Source organism: Nocardioides sp. ChNu-153, from assembly GCF_030466625.1.
Taxonomy (GTDB): Bacteria; Actinomycetota; Actinomycetes; order Propionibacteriales; family Nocardioidaceae; genus Nocardioides.
Genome location: NZ_JADEVT010000001.1, coordinates 85,806 through 112,550 on the forward strand (window position 1 = coordinate 85,806; position 26,745 = coordinate 112,550).

Here is a 26,745-nt window from a genome sequence, read left to right on the forward strand (position 1 = left end):
CACCGAGGAGAGACATGAGCGCGAGCACGCCCACCGCCCCGCCCCACCCGGCCGACAGCCACGACCTCATCCGGGTCGTCGGCGCGCGGGAGAACAACCTGCAGGACGTGCACGTCGAGCTGCCGAAGCGGCGTCTCACGGTGTTCACGGGCGTCTCGGGCTCGGGCAAGAGCTCGCTCGTCTTCGCCACCATCGCCGCGGAGTCGCAGCGGATGATCAACGAGACCTACAGCTCGTTCGTGCAGGGCTTCATGCCGAGCCAGGCCCGGCCCGACGTCGACGTGCTCGAGGGCCTGACGACGGCGATCATCGTCGACCAGGAGCGGATGGGCGCGAACCCCCGCTCCACCGTGGGCACGGCCACCGACGCCAACGCGATGCTCCGCATCCTCTTCAGCCGCCTCGGCCGCCCCCACATCGGGCCGCCGCAGGCGTTCTCCTTCAACGTCGCCTCGGTCAGCGGGTCCGGCGCGATCACCACCACGAAGGGCGGCCGCGAGACCAGGGAGCGCCGCTCCTTCAGCGTGCTGGGCGGCATGTGCCCGGCGTGCGAGGGCCGCGGGCAGGTCAACGACATCGACCTGTCGGCGCTGTACGACGCGTCGAAGTCCCTCGACGAGGGTGCGCTGACCATCCCCGGCTACTCGATGGACGGCTGGCAGGGGCGGATCCTGCGCGGGTGCGGCTGGTTCGACACCACGAAGCCGATCGCCGAGTTCACCGACCGCGAGCTCGACGCCCTCCTGCACAAGGAGGCGACCAAGGTCAAGGTCGACGGCATCAACCTGACCTACCTCGGGCTGGTCCCGCAGATCCGCAAGTCGTTCCTGGCGAAGGACCGCGAGGCCATGCAGCCGCACGTGCGGGCGTTCGTCGACCGCGCGGTCACGTTCACGACGTGCTCGGCCTGCGCGGGCACCCGGCTCACCGAGGAGGCCCGGTCCTCCCGCATCGGCGACGTCAGCATCGCGGACGCCTGCGCGATGCAGATCAGCGACCTCGCGGCGTGGGTGCGCGGCCTCGACGAGCCGTCCGTGGCGCCGCTGCTCGGGGCGCTGGGCGACACCCTCGACTCCTTCGTGGCGATCGGCCTCGGCTACCTCTCGCTCGACCGCCCGGCCGGCACCCTGTCGGGCGGCGAGGCGCAGCGCACCAAGATGATCCGCCACCTCGGGTCGTCGCTGACCGACGTCACCTACGTCTTCGACGAGCCCACCATCGGCCTGCACCCCCACGACATCCAGAGCATGAACCAGCTGCTGCTCCAGCTGCGCGACAAGGGCAACACCGTGCTCGTGGTGGAGCACAAGCCGGAGACCATCGCCATCGCCGACCACGTGGTCGACCTCGGCCCGCGGGCCGGCTCGGGCGGCGGTCACATCGTGTTCGAGGGCACGGTGGAGGGGCTCCGGGCCAGCGGCACCCTCACCGGACGCCACCTCGACGACCGCGTGACGCTCAAGGAGACGGTGCGTACCCCCACCGGGCGGCTCGAGATCCGCGGCGCCGACGCCCACAACCTGCGCTCGGTCGACGTCGACGTGCCGCTCGGCGTGCTCACCGTCGTCACGGGGGTCGCCGGGTCCGGCAAGAGCTCGCTGGTCCACGGCTCGGTGGCGGGTCGCGAGGGCGTCGTCGTGCTCGACCAGGGCGCCATCAAGGGCTCGCGCCGCAGCAACCCCGCGACGTACACGGGACTGCTGGAGCCGATCCGCAAGGCGTTCGCGAAGGCCAACGGGGTGAAGCCGGCGCTGTTCAGCGCCAACTCCGAGGGCGCCTGCCCCGCCTGCAACGGGGCGGGCGTGATCTACACCGACCTGGGCCCGATGGCGACGGTCTCGTCGCCCTGCGAGGTCTGCGAGGGGCGGCGCTTCTCCGCCGAGGTGCTCGAGCACGAGCTCGGCGGGCGCAACATCGCCGACGTGCTGGGGATGTCGGTGAGCGAGGCCGAGGCGTTCTTCCGCGAGGGCGACGCCCGCCTGCCGGCCGCCCACCGCATCCTCACCCACCTGGCCGACGTGGGCCTGGGCTACCTGACGCTGGGGCAGCCGCTCAGCACGCTGTCGGGAGGCGAGCGCCAGCGCATCAAGCTGGCGACGCGGATGGGCGAGCAGGGCGGCACCTTCGTGCTCGACGAGCCCACGACGGGGCTCCACCTGGCCGACGTCGAGCAGCTGCTGGGCCTGCTGGACCGCCTCGTCGACGCGGGGCGCAGCGTCATCGTCATCGAGCACCACCAGGCCGTCATGGCGCACGCCGACTGGATCATCGACCTCGGGCCGGGGGCGGGCCACGACGGTGGCCGGGTCGTCTTCGAGGGCACCCCCGCCGAGCTCGTGGCGGCGCGCTCGACGCTGACCGGACGGCACCTGGCGGAGTACGTCGGCGCGTGACGCCGTGGGCCGGGCCGGCGCAAGGTCGGCGCCGGCTCAGCGCTGGTCCAGCGCGGGCTCAGCGCGGGCCGGGTACGCCGCGCTCGCGCGGGATCCGCGCCGTGACGGTCGTGCGGCCGGTGCGGTCCGCGCTCCAGCTGTCGCTCAGCGCCTCGACCAGCACGAGGCCGCGGCCGCGCAGCGAGTCGTCGCTGCCGATGCCGCGGACGATGTCGGGGCCGACCCCCGCGTCGACGACGCGGAGGACGACGTGCTGGCGGGTGAGGCGCCACGAGAACTCGATGGTGCCGGTGGTGCCGGGCATGCCGTGGTCGACGGCGTTGAGCACGAGCTCCCCGGCGACGATCACCGTGTCCGTCACCGTGCTCGACGGCAGGTCGGCGCCGTCGGGACCCAGGGCGTCACGCAGCAGCACGCGGGTCGCGCGGACGGCCTCGTCGTCGTGCGGGAGGTCGACGGAGCGCCAGGCCGCCAGCTGGACCGGGCTGTCGCTCGTCACGTGATCAGTCCTCTCTGTTCCGTCGTCGGGTGCGTCGCGGGGACCGGTACCCCGCGACCCGGTCGTGACTCGTGGGGCGTGCCCCCGGCTCACGACGTGGACGGCACCGGCGGGGTGGTCGCGTCAGCGCTCGGCCCGCTCACCGGTCCCGCGGCCCGCGGTCTCGGCGTCGTGGTCGTCGGTACGGCGGTCCTGGCCCACGTCGGAGCCGGGGCCCTCGCCCTCGGGGTCCGCGACGATCCGGGCGGCGATCTCGGACAGCTTGGTGTTCGTCTCCTGCGAGCGCCGCTGGAGCAGGCTGAACGCCTGGTCGATCGTCAGGCCGTAGCGCTGCATCAAGATGCCCTGGGCGACCCCGATCTGGTGCCGGTTCGTCATCGCCGTGCGCAGCCCGCTGGTGACCTGCACCGCGTTGAGCGCGAGCGCCGCGTGGGTGGCGTACAGGTAGGCGAGCTCGCGCGCCTCGGTGTCCCACACGCCCGGGCGGTGCGAGTAGAAGTTGATGGCGCCCATGACCGTGTCCTCCTGGTCGACCAGGGGGACGGCCAGGACAGAGCCGCAGCCGGCCGCGGCGGCCGCCGGCGCCCACGTGGGCCAGCGCCGGGCGGCCTCGCGCAGCTCGTTGGCGTGCTGCAGGGTGCCCTCCCGCGAGGCGTCCGCGCAGGGGCCCTCGTCCGCGTCGTACTGCGCCTGGTCGAGCTCGTGGGCGAGCTCGGAGGAGCTGGCGGCGGTGGAGAGGCGCCCCCGTCCGCGGCGCAGGGTGATGCTGGCGTGGTCGCAGCCGGCGACGTGCTCCGCGGCGAGCTCGCAGATGCGGACCGCGGCGTCGTCCGCGTCCGGGGCGCCCCGGTTCAGCTCGCGGCTGAGGGCGGCCAGCGTGCGCGCCTCGTCACCCCTCATCGTCTACCTCCTGCGGTCCCGTGCTCGTCCGGCGTCGTCCCGACGGGGGCGGGGGGCGACGTCGGGGACATCATGACCGATCGCGCGCCCGGCCGTGGGTCCCGAGACCGTCCCGTGACCCGGCCCACCCGCCGGGAGGACCTGCCGCGCGCCCCCTGGGGAGTGCTCGCGTGATCCGCGGGGGCGGGGGCGTAGGGTGTCCCCATGGGTGCACCTCCCTTCGTCGCCGAGGCCGTGGACGGCCGCGTCGCCCTCGTGGGCGACGTCGAGGCCCACGAGCACGAGCAGCTGATCGAGGTGCTCGACGAGTCGAGCCACGGTTTCCGCCACGACCTCCTCGTCGACCTCAGCGCCGTCACCTTCCTGCCGAGCAGCATCGTCGGGGCGCTGGCCCGGGCGGCGGCGGAGGCGACGCGGAACGGCACGTCCCTCGTCCTCGGCGTGGTCGAGCGCACGGTGCCGCACCGCGTCCTGGAGGTGTGCAAGATCCCCTACCGGGTGCTGACGTGAGCGCGGGCACGAGCGAGGTCCGGTCCGTGGGCGCAGCCCGCGCGGCCGTGAACGAGTGCGTCCGGCAGCTCCGTGCCCGGTGGAGCCACGTGGACCTGCCGCACGGCCCCGAGGCCGGCGGCGAGGCGCGACGCAACCTGCGGGCGGCGCTCGCCGAGAGCGGGCTGCCCGAGCACGTGGTCGACGACGTCCTCATCGTCGCCGGCGAGCTCGTCGTCAACGCGGTCGACCACGGGTGTCCCGGGGTGCTCGGCACCATCCGGATGGCCTGGGGCTTCACCCCCCGGCACGTGGTGCTCCGCGTCGTGGACGCCGGCACCGGGCCGGCCTTCGTCGAGCCCGAGCAGGAGGAGGCCTCCACCCGCGGGCGCGGCCTCATGATGGTCGACGTCATCTGCGACGACTGGGCCGTCGACCGCGGCGACGCCACCGTCGTCACCGCCTGCATCCAGCGCTGACCGGGCGCCGACCCCGCGCCGACCCCGCGTGGGCCCCCGGCCCCGCGCCCTCCCTCACGCCCCCACGGGCGGGCGGGGGAAACCGAGCGCCGCCTGCACCAGCGCAGCGTGCAGCAGCTCGACGATCGCCGTGCCGCTCGGCGGCCCGGCCACCGCCACCGCCGTGACCCAGCTGCGGGCGTCGACGTCGAACCCGCCGGACACGAGGAGGCGGGGGTGCTCCACCAGCACGTCGCCGCCGAGGCCGGCCTCGGGTCCGCCGCCGTGTCCGCTCCCGTGCCGGGCGACGAGGTGGGCCACGGTCGCGGGGTCCAGCACGGACGCGCGGCCCTCTGCCGCGGCCGCGAGCGCGCCGCACCCGTGCACCTCGAGCGGAACCGGCAGGGCGGCGGCGCCGCGGGAGCGCCGTACCCGGGTGGTCCCGTCGACGTGGTCGCCCAGCCACCAGCCGCGCACGGACGCCGGGGCGTCGGAGCAGGGGGCGTGGAGCAGGTCGAGGACGGCCTCCAGGCGCTCGTCCACGGGCGCGCGGGACATCGCGTCGAGCGTGGAGAGGCCTGCCTGGAGCAGGTCGGTGGGAAGCACGGGTGGGGCTCCTGCGCGGGTCGGACGGGCCCCGAGGTCTACAGGGCCTACTGGTTCGTCGCGCCGAGCCGATCGGATGTCACGCGCGGTGAGATGTGGCGATGCTCACAGCGTCTCCGGCCCGTCGTGGGGACGGCGGACCACGAGCAGCGCCACGTCGTCCTCGGTGCCCGCATCGCCGAGGGCCTCGGCGAGGATGCGGCTGCAGGCCACCTCCGGGTGGTCGGCGGCGGAGAAGCCCCGGCCGATGCGGGCGAGCTGGGTCCAGTACGGGTCCTCGCCGGCGGCGCCCCGGGTGCGCAGCTCCACGAGACCGTCGGTGAAGAAGGCGAGCGCGTCGCCCGGCGCGAGCGACACGGACGTGCACGCGCGGGGGGTGTCGGGGTCGAGACCCAGCAGCGCGTCCGACTCGACGTCGACCGGCGCCACCGTGGTGGCGCCGGCCCCCACCGGCGGGAGGTGACCGGCGCTGCTGACCACGAGGTGGTCGAAGGGCGGCTGCGTGACGGCGTACAGCACGGTCGCCGTCATGCCGGGCTCGAAGTGGCACAGCATCCGGTCGAGCCGCGTGAGCACCGCCGCCGGGTCCTCCTCGTCCAGGGCGTAGGCCCGCAGGGCGCTGCGCAGCCGGCTCATGACGACGGCCGCCTGCAGCCCGTGACCGACCACGTCGCCCATGACGATGCCGAGGCGGTCGCCGGGCAGCGGGATGACGTCGTACCAGTCGCCGCCGAAGTCGCCGTCGGCCGGCAGGTAGCGGGCGGCCAGCTCGAGCCCGTCCACGTCGCGCAGCGTGGGTAGCAGGCTGCGCTGGAGCACCAGGGAGGACAGGTGCGCGTCGTGCGCGCTGGTCGACAGGACGGTGCGGGCGATGCTGGCCGCGGCCAGCTCCAGGTCGGCCACCTCGCACGCGCTGAACGGGCGGCGGGCGTGGAAGCCGACGTGCAGCACCCCGAGGAGGTCGTCGTCGTCGCCCGCGAGCACGGGGACGCCCAGGAGGCTCGTGACCTCGCTGTACTTCAGCACGGGGTTGACCACCGGGTCGCCCGCGGCGCGATCGACGACCACCGGTTGCCGGGTGGCGGCGACGCGGCCTGCGAAGCCCTGGCCGATCGCGACGTACGACGCCGTCCGCCACCGGCGCCCGAAGCCCAGCGAGGCCGCCGTGCGCAGCTTCCCGGACGTCTCGTCGAGGAGCAGCAGCGTCGCGGTCTGCGCGCCCATGAGGGTGCGGACGTTCTCGAGAGCGCCCTCGAGGTCGGGTCCCGGACCGGTGGGGGTGACGGTCAGGGGTGCGGGGAGGGACGACATGGGTCGGTCGACCGCCTGGGGGTGGGTCGGGCGCGGCGTCTGCTCCACCGCTCAGGCACCCTAACCCGGCGCGGCCCGCGGGTCGCCGCCCCGTCCGGCGCGGTAAGTTCACCGGGTGGAACGGTGGGAGGGCGCGAGCGCGGGCCTGCGACAGGTGTACACGGAGGTCGACTGGGCCGCCACGGCGCTCGGCGCGCCCGACGGGTGGTCCCCGGCGCTGCGCGGAGCGGTGCGCACCGTGCTGCGCACCCGCTTCCCGTCGGTCCTCTTCTGGGGGCCCGAGTTCGTCCTCGTCTACAACGACGCGTACGTCGAGATGATCGGCGACAAGCACCCCACGGCCCTGGGCGCTCCCGCCGCCGAGGTCTTCTGGGAGGCCTGGGGCCAGATCGGTCCCCTGATGCAGGGGGTCCTCGACGGGCGGGGGGCGACCTGGACCGAGGACGCGCTCGTGCCGCTGCACCGGCGCGGCTTCCTCGAGGAGTGCTACTTCACCTTCTCCTACTCGCCCGTGGTGGCCGAGGACGACACCATCGAGGGCGTCCTCGACATCGCGACCGAGACGACGCGGCACGTCGTCTCGCAGCGCCGGCTCGAGCTGCTCAGCCGCCTCTCCGACGTGCTCGCCACGGTGGAGACGAAGGCCGACCTGCGTCGGCTCTCGCTCTACCTCCTGCGCGACCAGGTGCGCGACCTGCCCGCCGTCGACATCCGCATCCCCGGCCTGGAGGAGGACGCGCCCATCCCGCACTCCGGCGCCACCGCGCCGGCCCTGCCCGCCGCGCCGGGCGTGCCGATCGACGACCTCACGCTGTACGTCGAGAACACCGAGGCCGGCAAGGTCGTCTGGCAGCGCCTCGACCTCTCCACCCGGCCCGGCCTGCCCGCGCCGGTGCTGGTCTGCTCCGTCAGCGACCAGCTGCCGTTCGACCACGACTACCGCTACTTCCTGCGGCTCATCGCGGCCTCGCTCAACCAGGCGCTCACGCGCATCGACCTGCTGGAGTCGGAGCGCCGCGTCGCCACGGCGCAGCGCAACATGTCCATCGCCCTGCAGCAGGCGCTGCTCACCCCGCCGATGCAGCCCGACCACCTCCAGGTGGCCGTGCGCTACGTGCCCGCGGCGGACGTCGCGCAGATCGGCGGCGACTGGCACGACGCGTTCCAGCAGACCGACGGCGCCCTCATGCTCGCCATCGGCGACGTGGCCGGCCACGACCTGGCCGCGGCCGCGACGATGGCGCAGGCGCGCAACCTCACCCGCGGCATCGCCATCGCCACGGGTGACAGCCCGGCCCGCGTCCTCGAGGGCCTCGACCGCGCCTTCGCGAGCCTCGGGGTGGGGACGATCGCCACCGCCATCGTGGCGCGGGTGGAGCAGACGGAGGCCGACGCCGCCGCGGGCCGCCGGCTCCTGCGGTGGTCGCGGGCCGGCCACCCGCCGCCCGTCCTGCTGCAGCCGGACGGCACGGCGACGCTGCTCGACGAGGCCGGCGAGATCATCCTCGGCATCCAGCCGGGCACGGAGCGCACGGACGCCGAGGTCGTGCTGGCCCCGGGCTCGATGGTGGTGCTCTACACCGACGGGCTGGTGGAGCGCCGCGGCGTGCCCCTCGACGCCAGCTTCGAGCACCTCCGCTCCGCCGTCAGCGGCCAGCAGCACCTGGACGCCGAGGAGCTGTGCGACCACCTGCTGACCACGATGCTCGAGCTCCCGGCCGGGGACGACGACGTCGCCCTCATGGTGCTGCACGCCCGCCCCGAGGACGACTGACCGACCGGGCGGCCGGCCGGCCGGCTCAGCCGGCTCAGCCGGCTCAGCCGGTGAGGAACTCCCGGACCCACGGCACCACGACGCCGCGGTGCTCGTCGAAGAAGCCGTGACGCCCGCCCTCCACGAGCCGGGTCCGCGCGTGCGGCAGCAGGCCGGCGAGGACGTCGGCGTTGGCGGCCGGCACCATCAGGTCGTCCGTCCCGTGCAGCACGAGGGTCGGCGCCGCCAGGTCGCCGAGGCGGTCGGCCGCGTCGTGGTCGGAGCTGGTCTCGAGGTGCCGGCGCGTCGCCTCGACGCTCATCGACGGGTCCCCGAGCAGGTCGCGGGGCACCGCGTCGTACCCGCCGTGGGCGTGGGTCCACGCCGGTGTGTAGAAGAGGTCGACGAGCCCGCGCTGCCGCTCCTGGCCGTCCGGGCCCGCGAGCAGCAGCCCCACGTCGCGGGTCCGGTGGACCGCGGGCGCCCCGCCGGAGGACGTGCAGGCCAGCACGAGGCGCCGCACCAGGTCGGGCCGGGCGAGGGCCAGCTCCTGCGCGACCCGCCCGCCCATCGAGGTGCCGTAGACGTCGGCGGTGTCCCGCCCCACAGCCGCGAGCACGGCGGCCGCGTCCTGGGCGAACCCGGCCGTCGACCACGCTGGCCCGCGCTCCTCGCCCCCCGGCGCCAGCTCGGTGGTGCCCGTGCCGCGGTAGTCGAACGTCACCGTCAGCCAGGCGTCGGCGAAGTCGCCGCGCAGGCGGTCCCACCACGCGTCCGAGTTGGCCTGGCCCTGCAGCAGGAGGAGCGCCGGGGCACCCCGTCGCCCCTCGACCTGCAGGGACAGGCGGGTGCCGTCGGGCCGCCGTACCCACCCGCGGGTGCGGGGCACGTGTCGTCTGCGGAACACGGGGTCCTCCTCGGTCGACCGGGCCCGCGGTGCGCGGGCCCGCGCCGACGCTAGTCGAGGGGGCGCAGCTCGTCGGCGTAGGAGACGGGCACGCGGCGCAGCACGCCGGCCGGGTCGACCGAGTACTGCCCCATCCGCCACAGCGGCGGGCTGTAGGCGTGCACGCTCACCGAGCCCGGTCGCGCGCCGTTGAGCCGGTGGATGTGGTCCGGCCCGAAGGAGAAGACGCCGCCCGCGCCGACCCGCGTCTCCCGCGCACCGTGCAGCAGCGTCAGGTTGTTCTCGACCAGCTCGCCCGCGACGACGGCGACGGCGCCGGAGGAGACGTCGTGGTCGTGCCAGCCCGTGTCGTTCTCCGGGGTCCAGCACAGCAGCCAGACGTCGACGTGTGCGTCGCGGTGCAGCGAGGCGTAGACCCGCTCGTCGGCGTCGAAGGCCACCAGGTGCTCCCACGCCTCGGGCTGCTGGGCCACGGCGGCCGCGAGCGCCTCGAGCTCGGCGGGGTCGAGGTCCCGCTCGGGGAGGTCGGCGATGCGCAGCGTCGCGTCGTACGACGCCAGCGGCGCCGCCGCCTCGGCCGGCACGCCGGGGCGCGCGGGCCGGTCGGGCCGGTCGTGGGGTTCGTCGCGCCGGTCCTCGCCAGGCCGGTCAGGCGCCGCCGGGCGCTCGGCGGCGCGGGTCTGGCTGCGGGTCTGGCTGCGGGTCTCGGTCGTGGTGGCGCCCACGGCGGGCTCCTTCCCCCGGTGTCGCGGTGGTCGTGGCGGCGCCCAGGAGGCGCGCCGGGTTGGTCACCCGGACGGCGTGGGTCGCCGCGGGGTCGAGCAGGTGGTCGAGCGGGTCGGCGTAGGGCCGGTCGCTGCCCAGCACGAGGGCGTCGACGCCGACGGCCCGCACGACGGCCTCGAGCGCGCGGGGGCCGTGGCCGGAGGTGTCGAGGAAGACGTCGGGGTCGACGACGCCGCGCCCCAGGAGGCTGCCGCCCCCGCGCAGGGCCTGCCGCTCGGCCAGCAGCGGGGCCAGGCCGGCGGCCGCGGCGAACGCGACCCGCAGCGTGGGGTGGGAGCGCCGCGCGCCGGCGGCGTGCCATCCCCACCACGCCGCCTGCAGCTGGGCGGTGTAGCCGAGCACGGGCGCCCACCAGGGCGGGAGGTCCGCCGCGCCGGGCCGCGCGGGCTCCGGGCCGGGATGCACGAGGAGCGCAGCGCCCGCCGCCTCGACCACCGCGAGCACGGGGGCGAGGCGGTCCCAGGCCGCGGGCGTGGTCACCCAGGTGGCCGGCACCTGCAGCCCGACGAAGCGGGGGGCGGCGAGCAGCCCCGCCAGCAGCCCGAGGTCGGGGTCGGTCGCCGTCGTGGCGGCCCACCCGCGGAAGTGGGCGGGCAGGTCCGCCACGTCGCGGTGGTGGGCCTCGAGCAGCGGCCCGGCGACGGGGACGTCGAGGTCCTCGACGCCGAGCGGGGAGGAGAGGCCGACGACCGCCGTACCGATGCCGGCGGCGCGGTCGGCCGCGACCCGCCGGTCCACGTCGTGCGCGGCGGGGTCGACCTCGAACGGGCGCTCGCCGTCGAGGTGGAGGGTCCACCCGCGCAGGTACGGCGCACGCGAGCGGGCGCGCAGGCGGTCGACGAGCCGGGGCGACCACAGGTGCTGGTGCACGTCCACGGCGACGGGGTGGGCCACGGTCCCCCCTTTCTCTAGTGAGTCACTGCACTTTAGGGAGGGGTGCGGTGCTGCAGTGGCCGTCTCGCGGGGCGGACGGCGGTCAGAACGCGTAGCGGACGCGGCAGGACGGCAGCTCGGCGGCCAGGAGGTCCGTGAACTGCTGCACCCAACGCGCCTTCCAGGCCGCGCGGTAGCGCACGTTGACCTGGCCGCTGTGACTGCGCTTCTCCTCCTGCAGGTCGGGGCGCCACAACAGCTCCTCGCCCCGCGGGTGCCAGCCGAGGTTGACCTCGTGGAGGGCGGCGCTGTGGGTCAGGAGGATGACCTCGCACGCCAGCTGCTGCTTCGTGGCGGGGGACAGCACGTCGTCGAGCTGGCGGAACAGCGCGGTCCACTCGGCCTGCCACCCCTCGTGCAGCACGACGGGGCTGAAGTTGAGGTGCACCTCGTAGCCGGCCTCGACGAAGTCGTCGATCGCCGCGATGCGCTCGTCGATCGGCGTCGTGCGCAGGTCGAGGCGCCGGGAGGTCTCGCGCGGCATGAGGGAGAAGCGCACCCGGGTTCCGCCGCGGGGGTCCCAGTCCAGCAGGTCGCGGTTGACGAACTTCGTGGCGAAGCTGCCCTTGGCGCCCGGCAGACGGGCGAACAGGTCGACGAGGTCGCGCACGTTGTCGCTGACGAGGGCGTCGACGGAGCAGTCGCCGTTCTCGCCCAGGTCGTAGACCCAGTCGACGGGGTCGCACTGGTTGGGCTCGGGCTTCGGGCCCTGGCGCCCGGCGTGGCGCTCCAGGTAGCCCAGCACCTTCTCGATGTTGACGAAGACCGTCACGGGGTTGGCGTAGCCCTTGCGGCGCGGCACGTAGCAGTAGCTGCAGGCCATCGCGCAGCCGTTCGACGTGGAGGGCGCGATGAAGTCCGCCGAGCGCCCGTTGGGGCGGGCCGCCAGGCTGCGCTTCTCGCCCAGGACCAGCACCTCGCGCTTGTTGCGCACCCAGTCCTCCACCTGCCCGGCGTTGCCGTAGAGGCCGGGGATCGACTGGTGGCTCGGCACCTCGACGCGCTCCGCGTCGGGGAAGCGCTCGAGCACCTGACGCGCGCGGGGCCAGCGCTCGATCTCGGGCTCGTGGTAGATGCGCCGCACCGCCAGCACGCGCTCTGCCGCGGGGAGGACCATGACGACCACGCTAGCCACCACCACCGACGGTCCCGGGGGGCCCGGGGGCCCGGCCCGTTCCCGGCTCCCTGGTTGCATGGCAGCGGGCGCGCGACCGCGGCCCGGCGAAGGAGGCACCGCGTGAGCAGCCACTACGACGTCGTCGTGCTCGGCGCTGGCTCGGGCAACACGATCATCGACGACCGCTTCGCCCACCTGCGGGTCGCGATCGTCGAGCGGGGCCCGTTCGGCGGCACCTGCGTCAACCGCGGCTGCATCCCCTCCAAGATGTTCGTCCACGCGGCCGAGGTGGCGGGCGCCGCGCTGCGGGGCCCCGCGCTCGGCCTGCGCACGCGCCTCGACGGCGTGGACTGGCCGGCGCTGCGCGACCGCGTGGCGGGCCGGGTCGACGCCGTGGCCCGCTCCGGCGAGGAGCACCGGCAGGGCCAGGACCACGTCGACGTGCTCACCGGCACCGCGCGGTTCACCGGCCCGCGCCGGCTCGTGGTGGACCTCGCCGACGGCGGCTCGGCCGAGGTGACGGCCGACCAGGTGGTCGTGGCGACCGGCAGCCGGCCGGTGGTGCCCGACGTACCCGGCCTGCACGACGTGCCGCACCACACCAGCGACACGATCATGCGCATCGACGCCCTGCCGGCCCGGATGGCCGTGCTCGGGGGCGGGTACGTCGGGTGCGAGCTCGCCCAGGTGTTCGCCGCGCTCGGCGTGGAGGTCACGCAGGTCGAGAGCGAGGACACCCTCCTGGCGAGCCAGGACGAGGACGTCGCCCGCGCCGTCACCGCGGCCGCGGGACGCCGGTGGACCCTGCGGCTCGGCACGCGGCTCGAGCGCGCCGTACCGCTCGACGGGGGCGGGGCCCGGCTGGAGCTGGACGACGGGAGCACGGTCGAGACGGACCTCGTGCTCGTCGCGACGGGTCGCAGGACCAACGCCGACCTCCTCGACCTCGACGCCGCCGGGATCGAGGTCGACGACACCGGCCGCGTCGTCGTCGACGCGCACCAGCGCACCACCGCCGCGGGCGTGTGGGCGCTCGGGGACGCGAGCAGCCACGAGCCGCTCAAGCACGTCGCGAACCAGGACGCTCGGGTGGTGCAGCACAACCTGCTGCACCCGGACGACCTCGCGACCTCCGACCACCGGCACGTGCCGCTCGCCGTCTTCACCGAGCCGCAGGTGGCCGCCGTCGGGCTCACCGAGGCGGAGGCCCGCGAGCAGGTGGCCGATCTCGCGGTCGCCCGCCACGACCTCGCCGACACGGCGTACGGGTGGGCGCTGCAGGCGGATCCCGACGACCGCGACCCGGCCGGCCCGGGCGGCTTCGTCAAGCTGCTCGGCGACCGGTCGACCGGGCTGCTCGTGGGCGCGCACGTCGTGGCGCCGCAGGCCGCCACGCTGGTGCAGGTGCTCATCCACGCGATCACCCACGACGTGCCGGTGGCGGGCCTGGCGCGCAGCGAGTACTGGATCCACCCCGCCCCGACCGAGGTCGTCGAGAACGCGCTGCTCGCCCTCGAGGACGAGATGCGCCGCGCCTGAGCGGTCGCGCGTCCCGGCCCGCGCGGGGCGGATCGGTACGGTCGTGGCCATGGATGCGGCGCAGGGACAGCGCACCGTCGACCCGACCGCGCCGGGAGCAGGGGCTCCCGAGCGCGCCGTCGGGCTCCGCCCCATGGGCGGGGACGACCTTGAGCTCGTGCTGGGGCTGCACCGCAGCGCGTTCCCGGACAACGTGATCGGACGGTTCGGCGGCGGGCTGCTGGCGGCCTACTACCGCACCTTCCTCGACGGCCCCCACGCGCTGGCCGTCGTGGCGACCGGCCCCGACGGCGCGCCGGTGGGCTACCTGGTGGGCGTGCTCGCCACCGACCGGCACCGCCGTTGGGTGCGGGCCCACCGCCTGCGGCCGCTGCTCCTCGCGGGCGTGCCCGCGCTGCTGCTCCACCCGCGGCTGGCGTGCGGCGTGCTCCGCCGCCGTGTCGTGCTCCGGCTGCGGCGGCGCTCGACCCGGGTCGTGACCGCCGAGCGTCCCGTCCCGGCGGGGGCGGCGGCGGGCCCCGTGGCCGTGCTCTCCCACGTCGCGGTGCTCCCCGAGGCCCGGGGAGCCGGCGCCGGGGTCGGGCTCGTGGCCCACTTCGAGGTCGAGGCCGTGCGCTCCGGGGCCCGACGGCTGTGCCTCGCCACCCTCGACGAGGGCGGCGCCGGGGGCCTGTACGAGCGGCGCGGCTGGCAGCTGCACGCCCGTCGCCGCACCTTCGACGGGCGCTTCCTGCGGCTCTACGAGCTGCCGGTGGCCGGGGCCGGGGACGCCGGTGGCGCCGGTGGCGCCGGTGGCGCCGAAGAGCCGCCGGAGGCCCGCGGGGCCTGACCCCCGTGGCGCCGAGCCGCACGCTGCTCGCCGTACCCGGCCGCCACCTCCGCACTCCGCACCGACCCCGACCCGATCCGCATCCCGACCTCGACCGACGACGGAGGCTCCTCGTCATGTCCCGCTCCACCCGTGGCACCGTCCGCCCGTCCTCCTCGCCGTCCCGGCGGTCCACCCGCCCGGGAGCGGGGACGGTCGGGCTGGTCGTCGGGTCGCTGCTCGCGCTGACCGCGTGCGGCGGGGCCGCCGACGACGGGGACGCCACGCCCGCACCGAGCTCGTCGAGCACCACCACGGGGTCGCCGTCGACCTCGGCGACGACCGCCCCGACGGCGACCGCGCCGACGGCGACCGCGCCGACGACCCCGCCCGCCCCCGCGCCGGCGCGGATCACCGAGGTGCCGCAGCAGCAGTGGGACGCGATGGTGGCGGCCGGGATGGTGCGCCCCGAGTGCCCGGTGCAGGAGCGCGCCCAGCTGCGGCGGGTGGAGGTGAACTTCGTGGACTTCGCGGGCGCCACGCAGCGCGGCCACCTCGTCGTGCGGGACGACACGGCCGAGACGACGCTGCGGATCTTCGAGCGCATCTACGCCCTCGGGTTCCCCATCCAGCGCATGGAGGGCGTCGAGGCCTTCGACGGCGACGTCGCGGCGAGCCTCGCGGCGAACAACACGTCGGCGTACAACTGCCGGCGCGCCGACCAGATCAACGCGCCGTTCGCGGACTCGCCCCACGCGAACGGGCGCGCGGTCGACGTGAACCCGGTGCAGAACCCGTGGATGGACCTGCGCTGCGACTGCTGGACCCCGGGCCCGGAGAACCACGAGCGCACCCCCGGGCCGGGGAAGGTCCTGGAGGGTGAGCCGGTGTGGCAGGCGTTCGTCGACGAGGGGTGGATCTGGCAGAACATCGACGTGCCGGACTACATGCACTTCGACACGGGGTACCCCTCGCGGCCGTACGCCGCGCGCTGAGCCGGGCGCCCGGGCGTCGGGTCAGCCCCGGCGGGGGAGCGGGATGCCGAGCGCCGCGTGGGTGGCGGCGGTGACCAGCACGCGCAGCGGGGTCACCGCGCCGGTGCCGCCGTCGAGGAGCACCACCAACCACTGCCGGGCGTCGTCGTCGTAGCCGCCCGCGCCGACGGCCTCGCCGCCGTCGGGCCCGGCGCCGCCGAGCCAGGGGGAGGGGGTGAGGGGGGCCGCGAACGAGCCGCCCTCGAGGGCGGCGAGCAGGCCGGGCACCCGGCTCAGGGACACGAGCGGCAGGATGCGGGGCGGGTCGACCGCCGCGTCGGCGAGGCCGCTCGCCGTACCCCCTCCCGGCAGCGGGGCGCCGCGCCCCTCGGCCACGACGCAGAGCGCGGGTCCGTCGACCTTGCCGACCCACCAGCCGCCGACGGCGCCGGCGAGCGCGCAGGTGTGGGCGACCACGGTGAGCCGGGCCTCCGTCGAGGCGCCCACCATGCCGTCGAGCCGGTCGAGGCAGCGCTCGAGGGTCTCGGCGAGCAGGGCGACGTCGTGGGTGGGGAAGCGGGCCGGGGTCGCGGGTGCGACGCCGCGCCCCACCGCGGGCGCCGCCGGGGCGGGTTGCAGCGTCACGTCGGTGAGGCCGTCGACGAGGCGGGCGGCGAGCCCGCGCTCGGTGGCGGTGAAGGGGTGCGCCCGGGCGAGCCGGACCCGGGTGCCGCCGGCGGTACCGGGGACGACGACCTCGAGGACGTGCGCGTCGTGGACGTCCGGCCGGGGGTGGTCGGGGTGGTCGGCGTGGCCGGGGTGATCGAGGTGATCGAGGTGACCGGGGTGATCGGGGTGATCGGGGAGCGGCACCCGGGGCGTCGCGGCCGGGTCGCGCCCCGGCCGCTGCTCACCAGCGTCGGCACCACCGACGACACCGTCGACCATCCGGACCCCCTCGGACCAGTCCGCGGCCCGGACCGCGCGCCGCACGGCGCGGCTGGTGCCGAGTACACCACGACCCGGCCCCGGTGCGCTGGCCCGAACGGTCGCCGCGGCGTAGTTCGAACGGGCCGGGCGGCGGGCCCGGCCGGGCCATGCGGACCGCGTCAGCCCTGGGCGGGGTAGGGCTGCTCCTTCAGCAGGCGCGCGAGGTGGGCCGCGTTGGCGGCGGCCGTGCTGGTGGTGCCGGCGACGGGCTCGGGCGTCTCGGTCAGCTCGAGGTAGTCGGTGCCCTGCATCGCCTCGCCGACCCAGTACGTCGCGCCCTGCGCCGGGATCGTGAACCCGACGTCGTCGAGCCCCTGGAAGATCTGGGCCGTCGTGTGGTGGGCGCCGTCCTCGTTGCCGACGACCGCGACGAGGGCGACCTTGCCGAACATGGCCGGCCGGCCCTCGTCGTCGGTCTCGGACAGCTCGGCGTCGAGGCGCTCGAGCACCATCTTGCAGACCGACGACGGCTGGCCCATCCAGATGGGCGTGGCGATGACGAGGATGTCGGCGGCCTGCACCTTGGTGCGGATCGTCGGCCACCCGTCCCCGTCGCCCTCGTCGGTGCTGACGCCGAACGCCACGTCGTGGTCGACGACCCGCACCTCCTCGCCGCTCACGCCGTGCTGCTCGAGGGCGTCGAGCAGCTGGCGGCCGAGCACCTCGGAGCTCGACGGCGTCGGGGACTTCTTCAGCGTGCAGGTGAGCTGGAGGGCGCGGAGTTCCGTCATGTCTTCGACGGTACCGAGGCCCCCGTGACCCGCCCCCGCGCCCGCACCGGGGCGGTGGTCGGGGGTGGCCGCGCCAGCGGGGCGGTGGTTGAGGTGGCCGCGCTGGTCCGGTGGTTGAGGTGGCCGCGCTGGTCCGGTGGTTGAGGTGGCCGCGCTAGCGGCCCCCGAAACCACGAGGGGTTCCTGCGCGTGGTTTCGAGGGGTTGCCCAGAGCAACCCACCTCAACCACCGGCAGGTCCGGGTGGCTGAGGTGGCCGCGCTGGTCCGGTGGTTGAGGTGGCCGCGCTAGCGGCCCTCGAAACCACAACAGGTTCTCGGGCGTGGTTTCGAGGGGTTGCCAGAGCAACCCACCTCAACCACCGGGGGTTCGGGCGCGCGGGTTGATCAGACGCGTCGGGTGAACCTGAGCTTGCCGGTGCCGAGGGTCTCGGTGAGGTACGTCGGGTCGTGTGCGACGCGGTGGTGGCGCCAGCACAGCAACCGTCCGCGTTCGACCGACGTCCTTCCTCCGCGTGACCAGGGGTCGTCGAGGTGGGCCTCGCACCAGTGCGGTGGTGCGTCGCATCCCTCCGCGGTGCAGCCCCCGTCCCGCAGCAGCATGGCGATGCGCTGGGGTTTGCTGTGGAACCGCGCCGACCGGCCGAGGTCCAGCACCTCGCTCTTGCTACCGAGCACGGCCGGGACGAGGTCGGCGCTGCAGGCGAGGCGGCGCGCTTCGCCGGGTGAGATGCGGTGGCCGGTGTCGAGCGAGGCCGCTGCGAGTCCGCCGGTGAGGGTGTCGACCTGCATGGTGACGACGACGGTGGCGCCGGCTCCTGCGGCGTCCGGGAGGTCGGCGTCGCGCATCCGCTCGATCAGCTCGACGAACGCCTGGCCGCGGCGCTCCCAGGCGGGCCGAGCGTCGACCGTGTCGTCGGCGGTGTCGTCGGCGGCGCCATGAGCCGCGTCGTTCCGGAGATGGCTACGTCGCGGCGAGGCGATGGCGTCGAGCATCTTGGTGAACATCGCGCCGTGCATCTCCGGCACCGTGAACTTCCCGTGGACGCAGCCGTGGCCGTCCTCGCGCATGGTGAGTCGGATCTTCGCGGCGGCCTCCCGCTCCTCCCGCGCCAGCAGCTCCGCCTCACGGGCCTCGCCGACGGCGGGGGCGACGACGTCGAGGATCCGGCGGCCCAGGACGCGGAGGGCCTTTGCGTCGTGCTGATGGGCGAACCCGACCAGCGTCCGTTCCGCCTCGGCCCTGATCTCCGCGGTGACGCCTTCGCCCAGGTCGTCCAGCGCCCGCACCACCACCTCAGCCTGACCGGGCAAGACAGCGCCGGAGGTGCCCGCGGCGGCGAGGGCGCCGTACCGCTCCTCGGTGGCGACCGCGGCACGGACCCGGCGGTGCGCCTCCGCGCGGGTGGTGTTCGTCGCGTTCGCGAACCACACCGCGGTCGACGGCGCACCCGTCATGTCTTCGACGCGCACCTCGGTGGCATGGGCCAGCAGTCTCGACTGCAGGGCAGCGAGGCGGTTGGATTCGCGTTCGAGCGCGACCAGGGCGGCGCTTGTCTCGACCGGGCCGGCGGTCAACAGACCGGTCGCGAACCCGTCGTCGAGAACAGCGGCGAGACGCGCGACGACCCCGGCCAGGGGGTGCAGAGCAGTCTCGGTCATGAACCCATCACACCAGGCGCCACCGACAGTTCTGACCGGAGACGACACCTCTCCACAGATCGAGTTTCCGCAGGTCAAGGCGGGTCCGCACTGACCCTCTCGACCCGGTCGTGGTTTCGAGGGCCGCTAGCGCGGCCACCTCAACCACCGGGACTAGCGCGGCCACCTCAACCACCGGGACTAGCGCGGCCACCTCAACCACCGGGACTAGCGCGGCTACCTCGACCACCGGGCAGCGCGGCTACCTCGACCACCGGGAGCAGCGCGGCCACCTCGACCACCGGGCGCGAGCACCTCGACCACCGCAGCAGCGCGGCCACCCGCTCACTCCCGCAGCGGCGCACCAGCCACGGGGACCCGTCCCGCCGCGACGAGCTCGACGGCGGCGGCCGCCGCGAGGGTCTGGGCGGCGAGGAGCCCGGCCAGCACGAGCAGCTGCGCGGCGCCGGCCTGGACGGGCGAGGCCCCGGCGAGCAGCACCCCGACGAACGCGCCCGGCAGGGTGACGAGCCCGACCGTCCGCGTCTGGTCGAGGCCCGGCACGAGGGCGAGGGCGGCGGCGGGGCGCCCGACGACGTCGACGGCCGCGCGGCGGGCCAGGCCCAGGGACAGCGCCGCCTCGTAGGCGCCGCGCTGCTCGGTGAGCTCCTCGACGGTGCGTCGTGCGGCGAGCGTGGTGGCCGACATCGCGCCGCCCACGAGGATCCCGGCGACGGGCAGCACCGCCACCGGTTCGGCCGGCACGACCCCGGTGGCCACGACGGCCAGCAGCACCGGCAGCGCGCCGGCCGCGATGGGCAGCGCGAACCACGCCGTGTGGCGACCGTGGCCGCCCACCACCCGACGGGCCGAGGTGAGGGCGCCGACCACGACCATGGTCGCGACGAAGGCAGCGGTCGCGGGCAGGCTGTGCAGTGCGGCCGTGATGACGAGGCTGACGAGCGCGAGCTGGGCTGCCGCGCGGGCCGTGGCCGTCAGCGGCGCCCGCCACGACCCCAGCCCAGCGAGCCGGGTGGCCACGGCGGCGACCACGGCGAGCAGCGCCACGAGCACCCCGAACGCCCACCCCAGCTGCACGGTCTCCACCGGCCCAGGCTCGCACGCCGGCCGCCGCGCGCTCAGGCAGCCGCGGGCCCGCGCTCAGGCGGTCGCGGGCAGGTCGATCGTGTGGGCCGTGTGGTCGCGCTTGGCCAGGAGGTAGCGCGCGTTGCTCGCCGACAGGTGCACCCCGGTGGGCACGCGCTCGGTCACCGCGACGCCGTACGACGCGAGCTGGGCCGCCTTGTCGGGGTTGTTGCTGAGCAGCCGGACGCGCTCGGCGCCGACGGTGCGGAGCATCTGGGCGGCGGCGCGGTAGTCGCGCTCGTCCTCCCCGTGCCCGAGGGCCAGGTTGGCCTCGTAGGTGTCGAGCCCGGCGTCCTGCAGCGCGTAGGCGTCCAGCTTGGCGTACAGCCCGATGCCCCGGCCCTCCTGGCGCAGGTAGAGCAGGAACCCGCCGGCCTCGGCGATCCGCTCGACCGCCTCCCGCAGCTGCGGCCCGCAGTCGCAGCGCTGCGACCCCAGCACGTCGCCGGTCAGGCACTCGCTGTGCGGGCGCACCAGCGGAGCCACGCCTCCGCCGGCGGAGCGCTCCAGCGCGGCCCGCCAGTCACCGAGGCCGAGCAGCAGGTGCTCCCGGCCGTCGACCAGGCCGTCGAACGTGACGACGTCCGCGGTCGTGACGAACCCGTCGGCGAACGAGAGCGGCACGCGGACGCTCGTGCGGGTCGTGGTCGCGGGCAGCCCGTCGGCGAGGGGGTGCAGGTACTGCGTCATGGGGACATCCAAACACTTGAAGATTAAAGTGTCCTGTGAATGCCCCGGGAGCGCGATCTGTTCCCACCGCCCTGGTCAGGAGATGAGCTCGTCGAGCCGGGAGTAGGCCCGGGCGTCGCCGGCCAGCACCTCCGAGCGACGCCCGTCGACCGAGACCGGCACGTCACCCGCGACCGTGATGCGGCGCATCTCCCGCGGGTGCTCGTCGAAGTCGGCGACCGCGTAGTGCTGCGTCGCCCGGTTGTCCCACAGGGCCACGTCGCCCGGCTGCCACGTCCAGCGCACCGTGTTCTCCAGCTTGGTGATGCGGCCCTGCAGCAGGTGGAACAGCTGGTGCGACTCCGAGGCGTTGAACCCCTCGAACCGCTTCACGAAGTTGCCGAGCACCAGCGAGCGCCGCCCGGTCTCCGGGTGCACGCGCACCACGGGGTGCCGCGTCTCGAACACCGTCGAGGCGAAGTCGTCGCGCGTGTAGTGCGCGTCCGGCTGGTCGTGCTCCTCGTCGAGCTGCGCGTAGTCGTAGGAGTTCGTGTGCACCGCCCACAGTCCCTCGACGAGCGCCTTCAGCGGCGCGGGCATCGCGTCGTACGCGGCCACCGTGCTCGCCCAGGCCGTCGTGCCGCCGTACGGCGGGAGGGTCACCGCCCGCAGCACGCTGATGGCCGGCACCCGGTCGACGAAGGTGACGTCGGTGTGCCACGCGTTGGCGGCCATGCCCTTGTTCGCCGTCACGCGCAGCACGCGCGCGCTGCCGGTGTTGACCGTCGGGTGCGCGGTCGTGAGCGGTCCGAGGCGCTCCGCGAAGGCGGCGTGCGTCGCGTCGTCGAGGTGGTGCTGGTCGCGCAGGAAGACCACCTGGTGGCGGAGCAGCGCGTCGCGGACCGCCGCGACCACGGCGTCGGGCAGGTCCCCGCCGAGGCGCACGCCCTCGATCCGGGCACCCAGCCGCCCGCCGACCTGGTGGACCGCGACGCCGTCCGGCAGCGGGGCGGCCGGGTCCGGGGTGGGAGCAGTGGTCGGGCTCGCGGTCGGGCGGTCGACGGTGACGGTCACGGGTGCCTCCTGCGGTCGGGTGGTGCAACCCGTAGATACTCGACCGAGACACTACGGTTACGCGACCACGAACGCCGCCGCCGTCCACCGACTGGTCACCCGGCCGGGGTGCTCGTCCGGTCCGGGCTGCTCGTCCGGTCCGCGCTGCTCACCGGTGCACCGCCCCCAGCTCGACGAGCACGACGCCGGCCACGACCAGCACCAGCCCGGTGACCTGCACCGCCGTCAGGGTCTCGCCGAAGAGCACGATGCCGAGCACCGCGATGGTCGCGATGCCGAGCGCGCACCACACGGCGTACGCCTGCCCCAGCGGCATGCCCGCCACCAGCGCCTGCGACAGCGCGTAGAAGGCCGAGCAGTAGCCCAGCACCACGACGACCGACCAGCCGGGCCGCGAGAAGCCCTCCGACTGCCGCAGCGACAGCGTCGCCACGACCTCGCTGCCGACCGCCACCAGCAACCAGCCCCACATGCGCCTGCTCCTCCCGCCGGGTGCGCGAACGCCGCGCCGCCCGATCCCACCACGGGGAGGGCGACGCGGCGTCGCGGGTGCTGCCGCGCGGACGCGGCCGGGGCTCACATCGGCACGTCGCCGCCGATGCCGCCGCGCAGGCGCTGGTAGCCGTAGACGCCGAGCCCGATCATGCCGACGGCGAGGCCGAGGTGCAGCCAGTTGTCGGCGTCGTTGAGCGGCACGAAGTTGGCGTCGGAGTGGTGGCCGACGCTCAGCCCGTAGATCCACAGCACGAGGTAGATGAGCCCGCCGCCGATGAGGTAGGTCACCGCGGCGCGCGGGCGCTTGGCGGCCGCGATGCCGGCGACGCCGAACAGCAGGTGGACGACGTTGTGCAGGATCGACACCTGGAAGAGGCCGAGCAGCTTCGCCTGGCTCTCGTGGCCGGCGAGCTCGAGCTGGTCGTAGTCGGTGGTCACGCCGGGGACGAACCCCAGGATGCCCACGAGCAGGAACGTGCCGCCGACGACGAGGGCGACGGTCCGCAGAAAGCGGTCGCCCCTGGGCGGCGGGGTGCTGACGCGCTGGGCGCTGACGTCTTCGGATCGCATGGTGTCTCCTCGGGGAGGGGGAAGGGTGCTCTCGGGACGGGTGCTCCCGGCGCCGGTACCCGCTCGCGGGTCGTCGCGCACCCCGTGGCACACGCACCACGGCCCGTGGCCGGCACCCCCGAGGGGGCGCCGGCCACGGGCCGTGGTGGCGGGACCGTCAGTCGCGGGTCGCGAGGGGCCGGACGGCCGGACCCTCGATGACCTCGCCGCGCTCCTCGAAGCGCGAGCCGTGCAGCGGGCAGTCCCAGCTGCGCTCGGCGTCGTTCCAGGTGAGCACCCCGCCGAGGTGCGTGCAGACCGCGGAGCCCTCCTTGCCCGGCACCAGCCCGCACAGGCGGGAGCGCTGCCGCGCCTCCCCGCTGCCGGAGGTGCCGGTGCCGGCGGCGACGGAGGGGACCCGCGGTGCCAGCCACCCGGCGGTCATGGCGACCGCGACCTCGGTGTTGAGCCAGGCCGACCCGGGCAGGCCGGTCAGCTCGTGGGCACCCCACGGGCGGTAGGCGCCCGCCCACGCCGGCGTGTTGCCGAGCAGCCCGCCCGTGATCGCCAGCGCCGCGGCCACGCCGTTCGTCATGCCCCACTTCGAGAAGCCGCCCGCGACGAGGATGCGGTGGTTGCCCGGCAGGAGGGGACCGGCGTACGGCAGCCCGTGGTGCGGCGAGTAGTCCTGCGCCGACCAGGCGTGCGTCTCCTGGGCGCCCGGGAAGTGGTCCATCGCCCAGATGCGCAGCGCGTCGAGCCGCTGGCTGGTCGGCCGCTTGCGGCCGGTGACGTGACCCTCGCCGCCGATGAGGAGCGTGGGCGGACCGCCCGGCCGGGTCGCGTCGCGCAGGGAGCGGGACGGCATGTCGGCGGCCAGGTACATCCCGTGCGGCGCCTCCTGCGGCAGCGTCACCGCGAGGCTGTAGGAGCGCTCCGGGCTCATCCGGGCGAAGAACGCGCCCCGGTCGAGGATCGGCATGCCGGTGGCCAGGACCACCGTGCGGCCCTGCACGACGGCCTGCTGGTCGGTGCCGGGGTCGTCGCCCGGCACGCGCACGGCCACGCGCACGGGGTCGCCACCTCCGACGCGCTGCACCCGGGCGTGCTCGACGACGGTGACCCCGAGCTCCCGGCACTGCCGCGACAGCTCGCCGACGAGCGCGACCGGGTCGACCTGCACCTGGTCGTCGAGGCGGATCGCGCCCCGCACCGCGAACGGCAGCTCGGTGTCCTCGGTCCAGCGCACCGGCAGGTCCGCCTTCTGCGCGGCCGCGAGCTCGCGGCGCAGCACACGGGCGCCGAGGGCGCCGTTGGCGTAGGTGAACGCGTCCCGGCGCTCGAGCGGCACCCCGGCGTCCTCGGCGAACGCCGTGACCCAGGCCTGTGCCTCGCGGTTGGCCGCGGCGTAGGACCGCAGCGTCGCGGTGCCGTGGCGGCGGTCGATGCGCGAGAACTGGCTGCCCTGCAGCAGGCTCACCTTGGCCGTGCTCCGGCCGGTGGTGCCGCCGCCCAGCTCGCGGGCCTCGAGCACCAGCACCCGCTGGCCGCCGCGCGCCAGGAGCAGCGCCGTGGTCAGGCCGGTGAGGCCGCCGCCGACGACGACCGCGTCGTACGCCGTGTCCGTGTCGAGCGCGGTCGCAGGGATCGACGACGCGGCGGAGGAACGGTCCTCCCAGATGGTCCTCAGCACGTCACACCCCCACGGCGCCGAAGCGCTCCCAGACGCGGTGCCCGCGCGCGGCGGCGGACATCCGGGTGCAGACCTCGGCCGGGTCGGTGCCGACCACGACCCCGACGCCCTCGGGCGCGACGCCGGCCAGGTCGAGCACCGCGGTGCCGTTGCCGACCGCGGCGATCACCTTGGCGTGGCGGTAGGCCTCCTGCACCAGCAGCAGGACCCGTGGGTCGACCGCGGCGGGGCCGCCCGGCACCGACGTCTTCTCGTCGTGCGGCGCGTCGGCTGCGGGCGAGGGGGCGTCGAGGAGGACGACGGTGTCGAACTCGACCGAGCGGGTCGTGGCGAAGGTGCGCTGCGCCGTCGTGCCGGCGACCTGCCCGCCGTGGGGGCCGACGACGAGCGGCAGGGCGCCCTCGGCGCGCACGGCCTCCTGGACCGCGGTGACCAGGCCCGGGTCGGTGTCGGTCGCGACGACGATGCCGACCATCCGACCCTCCAGCGGCCACGTGCCGCCGAGCTGCGAGAGCGCGGGGCTCGGGTCGACGTCGGGCAGCGGCCCCGGAGCCTCGGGGGCCGGCAGGCCGAGCCCGGCGGCGACCTCGGCGCACAACGTGGCGTCGACCTGCGCCAGCGACCGGAGCTGGCGCACCTTGATCGCCTCCTCGTAGCACTTGCCGAGCTCGAAGGTGTAGGCCCGGACGACGTGCTCGCGCTCGACCGGGGTCAGGCTGAGCCAGAACTGGCGCACCTGGCTGAAGTGGTCGTCGTACGACGCGGGCTGGGCCCGCACCTTCGCACCCTCCGCCACCGTGGCGGCGGCCTCGACGAACGCCCGGGTGGCCGGGTCGCTCTGGTCGGTGGTGGCCGAGAAGGGGCAGCCGCCGTCGAGGGAGTTCGGGCGGTACGGCGCCGCCCCGGCGTGCACGGCGTGCTGGTGGAAGCCGTCGCGCAGCATGTCGTTCACCGGCGTGTGCGTGCGGTTGATCGGCAGCTGGTTGAAGTTCGGGCCGCCGAGCCGCGAGAGCTGGGTGTCGAGGTAGGAGAAGTTGCGCGCCTGCAGCAGCGGGTCGTCCGTGCCGTCGATGCCGGGCACCAGGTGGCCGGTGTGGAACGCGACCTGCTCGGTCTCGGCGAAGAAGTTCGTCGGGTTCGCGTCGAGCACGAGGCGCCCGATCGGCTGCACCGGGGCGAGCTCCTCGGGGACCAGCTTGGTGGAGTCGAGGAGGTCGATGCCCTCGAACATCTGCTCCGGGGTGTCGGGGAAGACCTGCACGCCCAGCTCCCACTCGGGGTACGAGCCCGCCTCGATCGCGTCGGCGAGGTCGCGCCGGTGGAAGTCGGGGTCGATGCCGCCGAGCATCTGCGCCTCCTCCCACGTCAGGGAGTGCACGCCCAGCTTCGGCTTCCAGTGGAACTTCACCAGCGAGGTCCCGCCCTCGGCGTTGGTGCAGCGGAAGGTGTGGACGCCGAACCCCTCCATCATCCGGTAGGAGCGCGGGACGCCCCGGTCGGACATGTTCCAGATGGTGTGGTGCTGCGCCTCGGTGTGGAGCGAGACGAAGTCCCAGAAGGAGTCGTGGGCGCTCTGGGCCTGCGGGATCTCGCGATCGGGGTGCGGCTTGCCGGCGTGGATCACGTCGGGGAACTTGATGCCGTCCTGGATGAAGAAGACCGGGATGTTGTTGCCGACCAGGTCCCAGATGCCCTCGTCGGTGTAGAACTTCGTCGCGAAGCCGCGGGTGTCGCGCACGGTGTCGGCCGAGCCGCGCGAGCCCAGCACCGTGGAGAAGCGCACGAAGACCGGGGTCGTGCGGCCCTCGTCGAAGACGCTCGCGTGGCAGATGGACGCCGCCGTGCCGTAGCCCTCGATGTGACCGTGGGCGGCCGCGCCGCGCGCGTGCACGACGCGCTCCGGGATGCGCTCGTGGTCGAAGTGCATGAGCTTCTCGCGCAGGTGGTGGTCCTGCAGCAGCGTCGGGCCGCGCCGGCCGGCCTTGAGCGAGTGGTCGGTGTCGTGCAGCCGCACCCCGGTGGAGGTGGTCAGGTACGAGCCCTGCTGGTGGCGGTCGCCGGGCTTCCCGGTGGCCTCGGCGCCCGTCGCGGTGCGCAGCTCGGGCGCCCGCTGGTCGGGCTTCGGCGGGGCCGGCGGGTGGGGCGTCGTGGGCTCCTCGAGCGGGGCGGGCGCACTCGCGGGGACGCCCGGGACGGTGTCGGGGGAGGAGGTGAGGGCCTCGGCGGCGTCCTCGACGAGCTGGGCGGCCTTCTTGACGGGCGTGGAGGGGTCCATGGCGTGACGGT

Annotated in this window: 25 protein-coding genes; 7 read left to right on the top strand and 18 right to left on the bottom strand. The window is 75.1% G+C overall.

All coding sequences use genetic code 11. The features are described 5' to 3' along the window. The first annotated feature begins 14 nt into the window (after nucleotides 1-14). Nucleotides 15-2,393, top strand: coding sequence for an excinuclease ABC subunit UvrA (locus tag INN71_RS00410; protein WP_277497424.1), 2,379 nt, complete (start codon nucleotides 15-17; stop codon nucleotides 2,391-2,393). Between the two features lie 58 nt (nucleotides 2,394-2,451). Here the strand turns inward: INN71_RS00410 and INN71_RS00415 are convergent, their stop codons facing one another. Both INN71_RS00415 and INN71_RS00420 read right to left on the bottom strand, forming a co-directional pair. After that, entirely contained in the window at nucleotides 2,452-2,892 is a 441-nt protein-coding gene (locus INN71_RS00415; RefSeq protein WP_277497423.1) for an ATP-binding protein, read from the bottom strand. 123 nt (nucleotides 2,893-3,015) lie between these two features. Beyond that, nucleotides 3,016-3,792, bottom strand: a complete 777-nt coding sequence (locus INN71_RS00420) for a GAF and ANTAR domain-containing protein (RefSeq protein WP_277497422.1) — start codon at nucleotides 3,790-3,792, stop codon at nucleotides 3,016-3,018. 204 nt (nucleotides 3,793-3,996) lie between these two features. Between INN71_RS00420 and INN71_RS00425 the strand changes: the two genes are divergently transcribed. Together INN71_RS00425 and INN71_RS00430 are read left to right on the top strand one after the other, a co-directional pair. After that, nucleotides 3,997-4,302 carry an STAS domain-containing protein gene (locus tag INN71_RS00425; protein ID WP_277497421.1) on the top strand — a complete coding sequence of 102 codons (306 nt, stop codon included), beginning with the start codon at nucleotides 3,997-3,999 and terminating at the stop codon, nucleotides 4,300-4,302. A 26-nt stretch (nucleotides 4,303-4,328) separates the two neighbouring features. Then, nucleotides 4,329-4,760: an ATP-binding protein gene (locus tag INN71_RS00430; RefSeq protein WP_277497420.1), complete on the top strand. Its 432-nt coding sequence runs from the start codon at nucleotides 4,329-4,331 to the stop codon at nucleotides 4,758-4,760. 54 nt (nucleotides 4,761-4,814) lie between these two features. On the opposite strand, the gene INN71_RS00435 is transcribed toward INN71_RS00430, so the two are convergent. Both INN71_RS00435 and INN71_RS00440 read right to left on the bottom strand, forming a co-directional pair. Next, the gene (locus tag INN71_RS00435; RefSeq protein ID WP_277497419.1) at nucleotides 4,815-5,345 is read right to left on the bottom strand and encodes a hypothetical protein; all 531 of its coding nucleotides are present in this window, start codon (nucleotides 5,343-5,345) and stop codon (nucleotides 4,815-4,817) included. 105 nt (nucleotides 5,346-5,450) lie between these two features. Then, nucleotides 5,451-6,704 carry a PP2C family protein-serine/threonine phosphatase gene (locus INN71_RS00440; RefSeq protein ID WP_277497418.1) on the bottom strand — a complete coding sequence of 418 codons (1,254 nt, stop codon included), beginning with the start codon at nucleotides 6,702-6,704 and terminating at the stop codon, nucleotides 5,451-5,453. Between the two features lie 67 nt (nucleotides 6,705-6,771). On the opposite strand from INN71_RS00440, the gene INN71_RS00445 reads away from it, so the two are divergent. Next, nucleotides 6,772-8,430, top strand: a complete 1,659-nt coding sequence (locus tag INN71_RS00445) for a PP2C family protein-serine/threonine phosphatase (RefSeq protein ID WP_277497417.1) — start codon at nucleotides 6,772-6,774, stop codon at nucleotides 8,428-8,430. A gap of 43 nt (nucleotides 8,431-8,473) precedes the next feature. Here INN71_RS00445 and INN71_RS00450 read toward each other — a convergent pair whose 3' ends face one another. The 4 genes from INN71_RS00450 to INN71_RS00465 all read right to left on the bottom strand — a co-directional run bounded on the left by INN71_RS00450 (nucleotide 8,474) and on the right by INN71_RS00465 (nucleotide 12,152). After that, on the bottom strand, nucleotides 8,474-9,316 hold the full coding sequence (locus tag INN71_RS00450; RefSeq protein ID WP_277497416.1) for an alpha/beta fold hydrolase: 843 nt from the start codon (nucleotides 9,314-9,316) through the stop codon (nucleotides 8,474-8,476). 50 nt (nucleotides 9,317-9,366) lie between these two features. Continuing rightward, on the bottom strand, nucleotides 9,367-10,041 hold the full coding sequence (locus INN71_RS00455) for a cysteine dioxygenase family protein (RefSeq protein ID WP_277497415.1): 675 nt from the start codon (nucleotides 10,039-10,041) through the stop codon (nucleotides 9,367-9,369). After that, on the bottom strand, nucleotides 9,965-10,996 hold the full coding sequence (locus tag INN71_RS00460) for an amidohydrolase (RefSeq protein ID WP_277497414.1): 1,032 nt from the start codon (nucleotides 10,994-10,996) through the stop codon (nucleotides 9,965-9,967). Before INN71_RS00460 ends, INN71_RS00455 begins: the two co-directional genes overlap by 77 nt. Nucleotides 10,997-11,078: 82 nt before the next feature. Further along, nucleotides 11,079-12,152, bottom strand: coding sequence for a spore photoproduct lyase family protein (locus tag INN71_RS00465; RefSeq protein ID WP_277497413.1), 1,074 nt, complete (start codon nucleotides 12,150-12,152; stop codon nucleotides 11,079-11,081). A gap of 120 nt (nucleotides 12,153-12,272) precedes the next feature. On the opposite strand from INN71_RS00465, the gene INN71_RS00470 reads away from it, so the two are divergent. The 3 genes from INN71_RS00470 (at nucleotide 12,273) to INN71_RS00480 (ending at nucleotide 15,494) form a co-directional block, all read left to right on the top strand. Beyond that, the gene (locus INN71_RS00470; RefSeq protein ID WP_277497412.1) at nucleotides 12,273-13,691 is read left to right on the top strand and encodes a mycothione reductase; all 1,419 of its coding nucleotides are present in this window, start codon (nucleotides 12,273-12,275) and stop codon (nucleotides 13,689-13,691) included. A gap of 49 nt (nucleotides 13,692-13,740) precedes the next feature. Beyond that, entirely contained in the window at nucleotides 13,741-14,520 is a 780-nt protein-coding gene (locus INN71_RS00475) for a GNAT family N-acetyltransferase (RefSeq protein ID WP_277497411.1), read from the top strand. 116 nt (nucleotides 14,521-14,636) lie between these two features. Then, nucleotides 14,637-15,494, top strand: coding sequence for a M15 family metallopeptidase (locus tag INN71_RS00480; protein WP_277497410.1), 858 nt, complete (start codon nucleotides 14,637-14,639; stop codon nucleotides 15,492-15,494). Nucleotides 15,495-15,515: 21 nt separating this feature from the next. Here INN71_RS00480 and INN71_RS00485 read toward each other — a convergent pair whose 3' ends face one another. The 10 genes from INN71_RS00485 to INN71_RS00530 form a co-directional block, all read right to left on the bottom strand. Next, nucleotides 15,516-16,421, bottom strand: a complete 906-nt coding sequence (locus INN71_RS00485) for a hypothetical protein (RefSeq protein WP_277497409.1) — start codon at nucleotides 16,419-16,421, stop codon at nucleotides 15,516-15,518. Between the two features lie 161 nt (nucleotides 16,422-16,582). Then, complete coding sequence (locus tag INN71_RS00490; protein ID WP_277497408.1) at nucleotides 16,583-17,194, bottom strand: flavodoxin family protein; 612 nt, start codon at nucleotides 17,192-17,194, stop codon at nucleotides 16,583-16,585. A gap of 385 nt (nucleotides 17,195-17,579) precedes the next feature. After that, nucleotides 17,580-18,854 carry an HNH endonuclease signature motif containing protein gene (locus tag INN71_RS00495; RefSeq protein WP_277497407.1) on the bottom strand — a complete coding sequence of 425 codons (1,275 nt, stop codon included), beginning with the start codon at nucleotides 18,852-18,854 and terminating at the stop codon, nucleotides 17,580-17,582. A gap of 324 nt (nucleotides 18,855-19,178) precedes the next feature. Next, on the bottom strand, nucleotides 19,179-19,940 hold the full coding sequence (locus INN71_RS00500) for an ABC transporter permease (RefSeq protein WP_277497406.1): 762 nt from the start codon (nucleotides 19,938-19,940) through the stop codon (nucleotides 19,179-19,181). Nucleotides 19,941-19,994: 54 nt separating this feature from the next. Then, nucleotides 19,995-20,669, bottom strand: a complete 675-nt coding sequence (gene ribA / locus INN71_RS00505; RefSeq protein WP_277497405.1) for a GTP cyclohydrolase II — start codon at nucleotides 20,667-20,669, stop codon at nucleotides 19,995-19,997. 75 nt (nucleotides 20,670-20,744) lie between these two features. After that, complete coding sequence (locus tag INN71_RS00510; protein ID WP_277497404.1) at nucleotides 20,745-21,722, bottom strand: TauD/TfdA family dioxygenase; 978 nt, start codon at nucleotides 21,720-21,722, stop codon at nucleotides 20,745-20,747. Between the two features lie 148 nt (nucleotides 21,723-21,870). Next, on the bottom strand, nucleotides 21,871-22,194 hold the full coding sequence (locus tag INN71_RS00515; protein ID WP_277497403.1) for a multidrug efflux SMR transporter: 324 nt from the start codon (nucleotides 22,192-22,194) through the stop codon (nucleotides 21,871-21,873). A gap of 104 nt (nucleotides 22,195-22,298) precedes the next feature. Next, entirely contained in the window at nucleotides 22,299-22,787 is a 489-nt protein-coding gene (locus INN71_RS00520) for a DUF4383 domain-containing protein (RefSeq protein WP_277497402.1), read from the bottom strand. Nucleotides 22,788-22,944: 157 nt separating this feature from the next. Continuing rightward, nucleotides 22,945-24,459 carry an FAD-dependent oxidoreductase gene (locus tag INN71_RS00525; protein ID WP_277497401.1) on the bottom strand — a complete coding sequence of 505 codons (1,515 nt, stop codon included), beginning with the start codon at nucleotides 24,457-24,459 and terminating at the stop codon, nucleotides 22,945-22,947. Nucleotide 24,460: 1 nt separating this feature from the next. After that, nucleotides 24,461-26,734: a catalase gene (locus INN71_RS00530; protein WP_301799201.1), complete on the bottom strand. Its 2,274-nt coding sequence runs from the start codon at nucleotides 26,732-26,734 to the stop codon at nucleotides 24,461-24,463. Nucleotides 26,735-26,745: the final 11 nt, after the last annotated feature.

Bases quoted from the DNA above. Each gene is read 5' to 3' on its own strand.
- INN71_RS00410 (WP_277497424.1), top strand. From the start codon at position 15: ATGAGCGCGAGCACGCCCACCGCCCCGCCCCACCCGGCCGACAGCCAC.
- INN71_RS00420 (WP_277497422.1), bottom strand. From the start codon at position 3,792: ATGAGGGGTGACGAGGCGCGCACGCTGGCCGCCCTCAGCCGCGAGCTG.
- INN71_RS00425 (WP_277497421.1), top strand. From the start codon at position 3,997: ATGGGTGCACCTCCCTTCGTCGCCGAGGCCGTGGACGGCCGCGTCGCC.
- INN71_RS00465 (WP_277497413.1), bottom strand. From the start codon at position 12,152: ATGGTCCTCCCCGCGGCAGAGCGCGTGCTGGCGGTGCGGCGCATCTAC.
- INN71_RS00475 (WP_277497411.1), top strand. From the start codon at position 13,741: ATGGATGCGGCGCAGGGACAGCGCACCGTCGACCCGACCGCGCCGGGA.
- INN71_RS00480 (WP_277497410.1), top strand. From the start codon at position 14,637: ATGTCCCGCTCCACCCGTGGCACCGTCCGCCCGTCCTCCTCGCCGTCC.
- INN71_RS00485 (WP_277497409.1), bottom strand. From the start codon at position 16,421: ATGGTCGACGGTGTCGTCGGTGGTGCCGACGCTGGTGAGCAGCGGCCG.
- INN71_RS00490 (WP_277497408.1), bottom strand. From the start codon at position 17,194: ATGACGGAACTCCGCGCCCTCCAGCTCACCTGCACGCTGAAGAAGTCC.
- INN71_RS00495 (WP_277497407.1), bottom strand. From the start codon at position 18,854: ATGACCGAGACTGCTCTGCACCCCCTGGCCGGGGTCGTCGCGCGTCTC.
- ribA (WP_277497405.1), bottom strand. From the start codon at position 20,669: ATGACGCAGTACCTGCACCCCCTCGCCGACGGGCTGCCCGCGACCACG.
- INN71_RS00515 (WP_277497403.1), bottom strand. From the start codon at position 22,194: ATGTGGGGCTGGTTGCTGGTGGCGGTCGGCAGCGAGGTCGTGGCGACG.
- INN71_RS00520 (WP_277497402.1), bottom strand. From the start codon at position 22,787: ATGCGATCCGAAGACGTCAGCGCCCAGCGCGTCAGCACCCCGCCGCCC.
- INN71_RS00530 (WP_301799201.1), bottom strand. From the start codon at position 26,734: ATGGACCCCTCCACGCCCGTCAAGAAGGCCGCCCAGCTCGTCGAGGAC.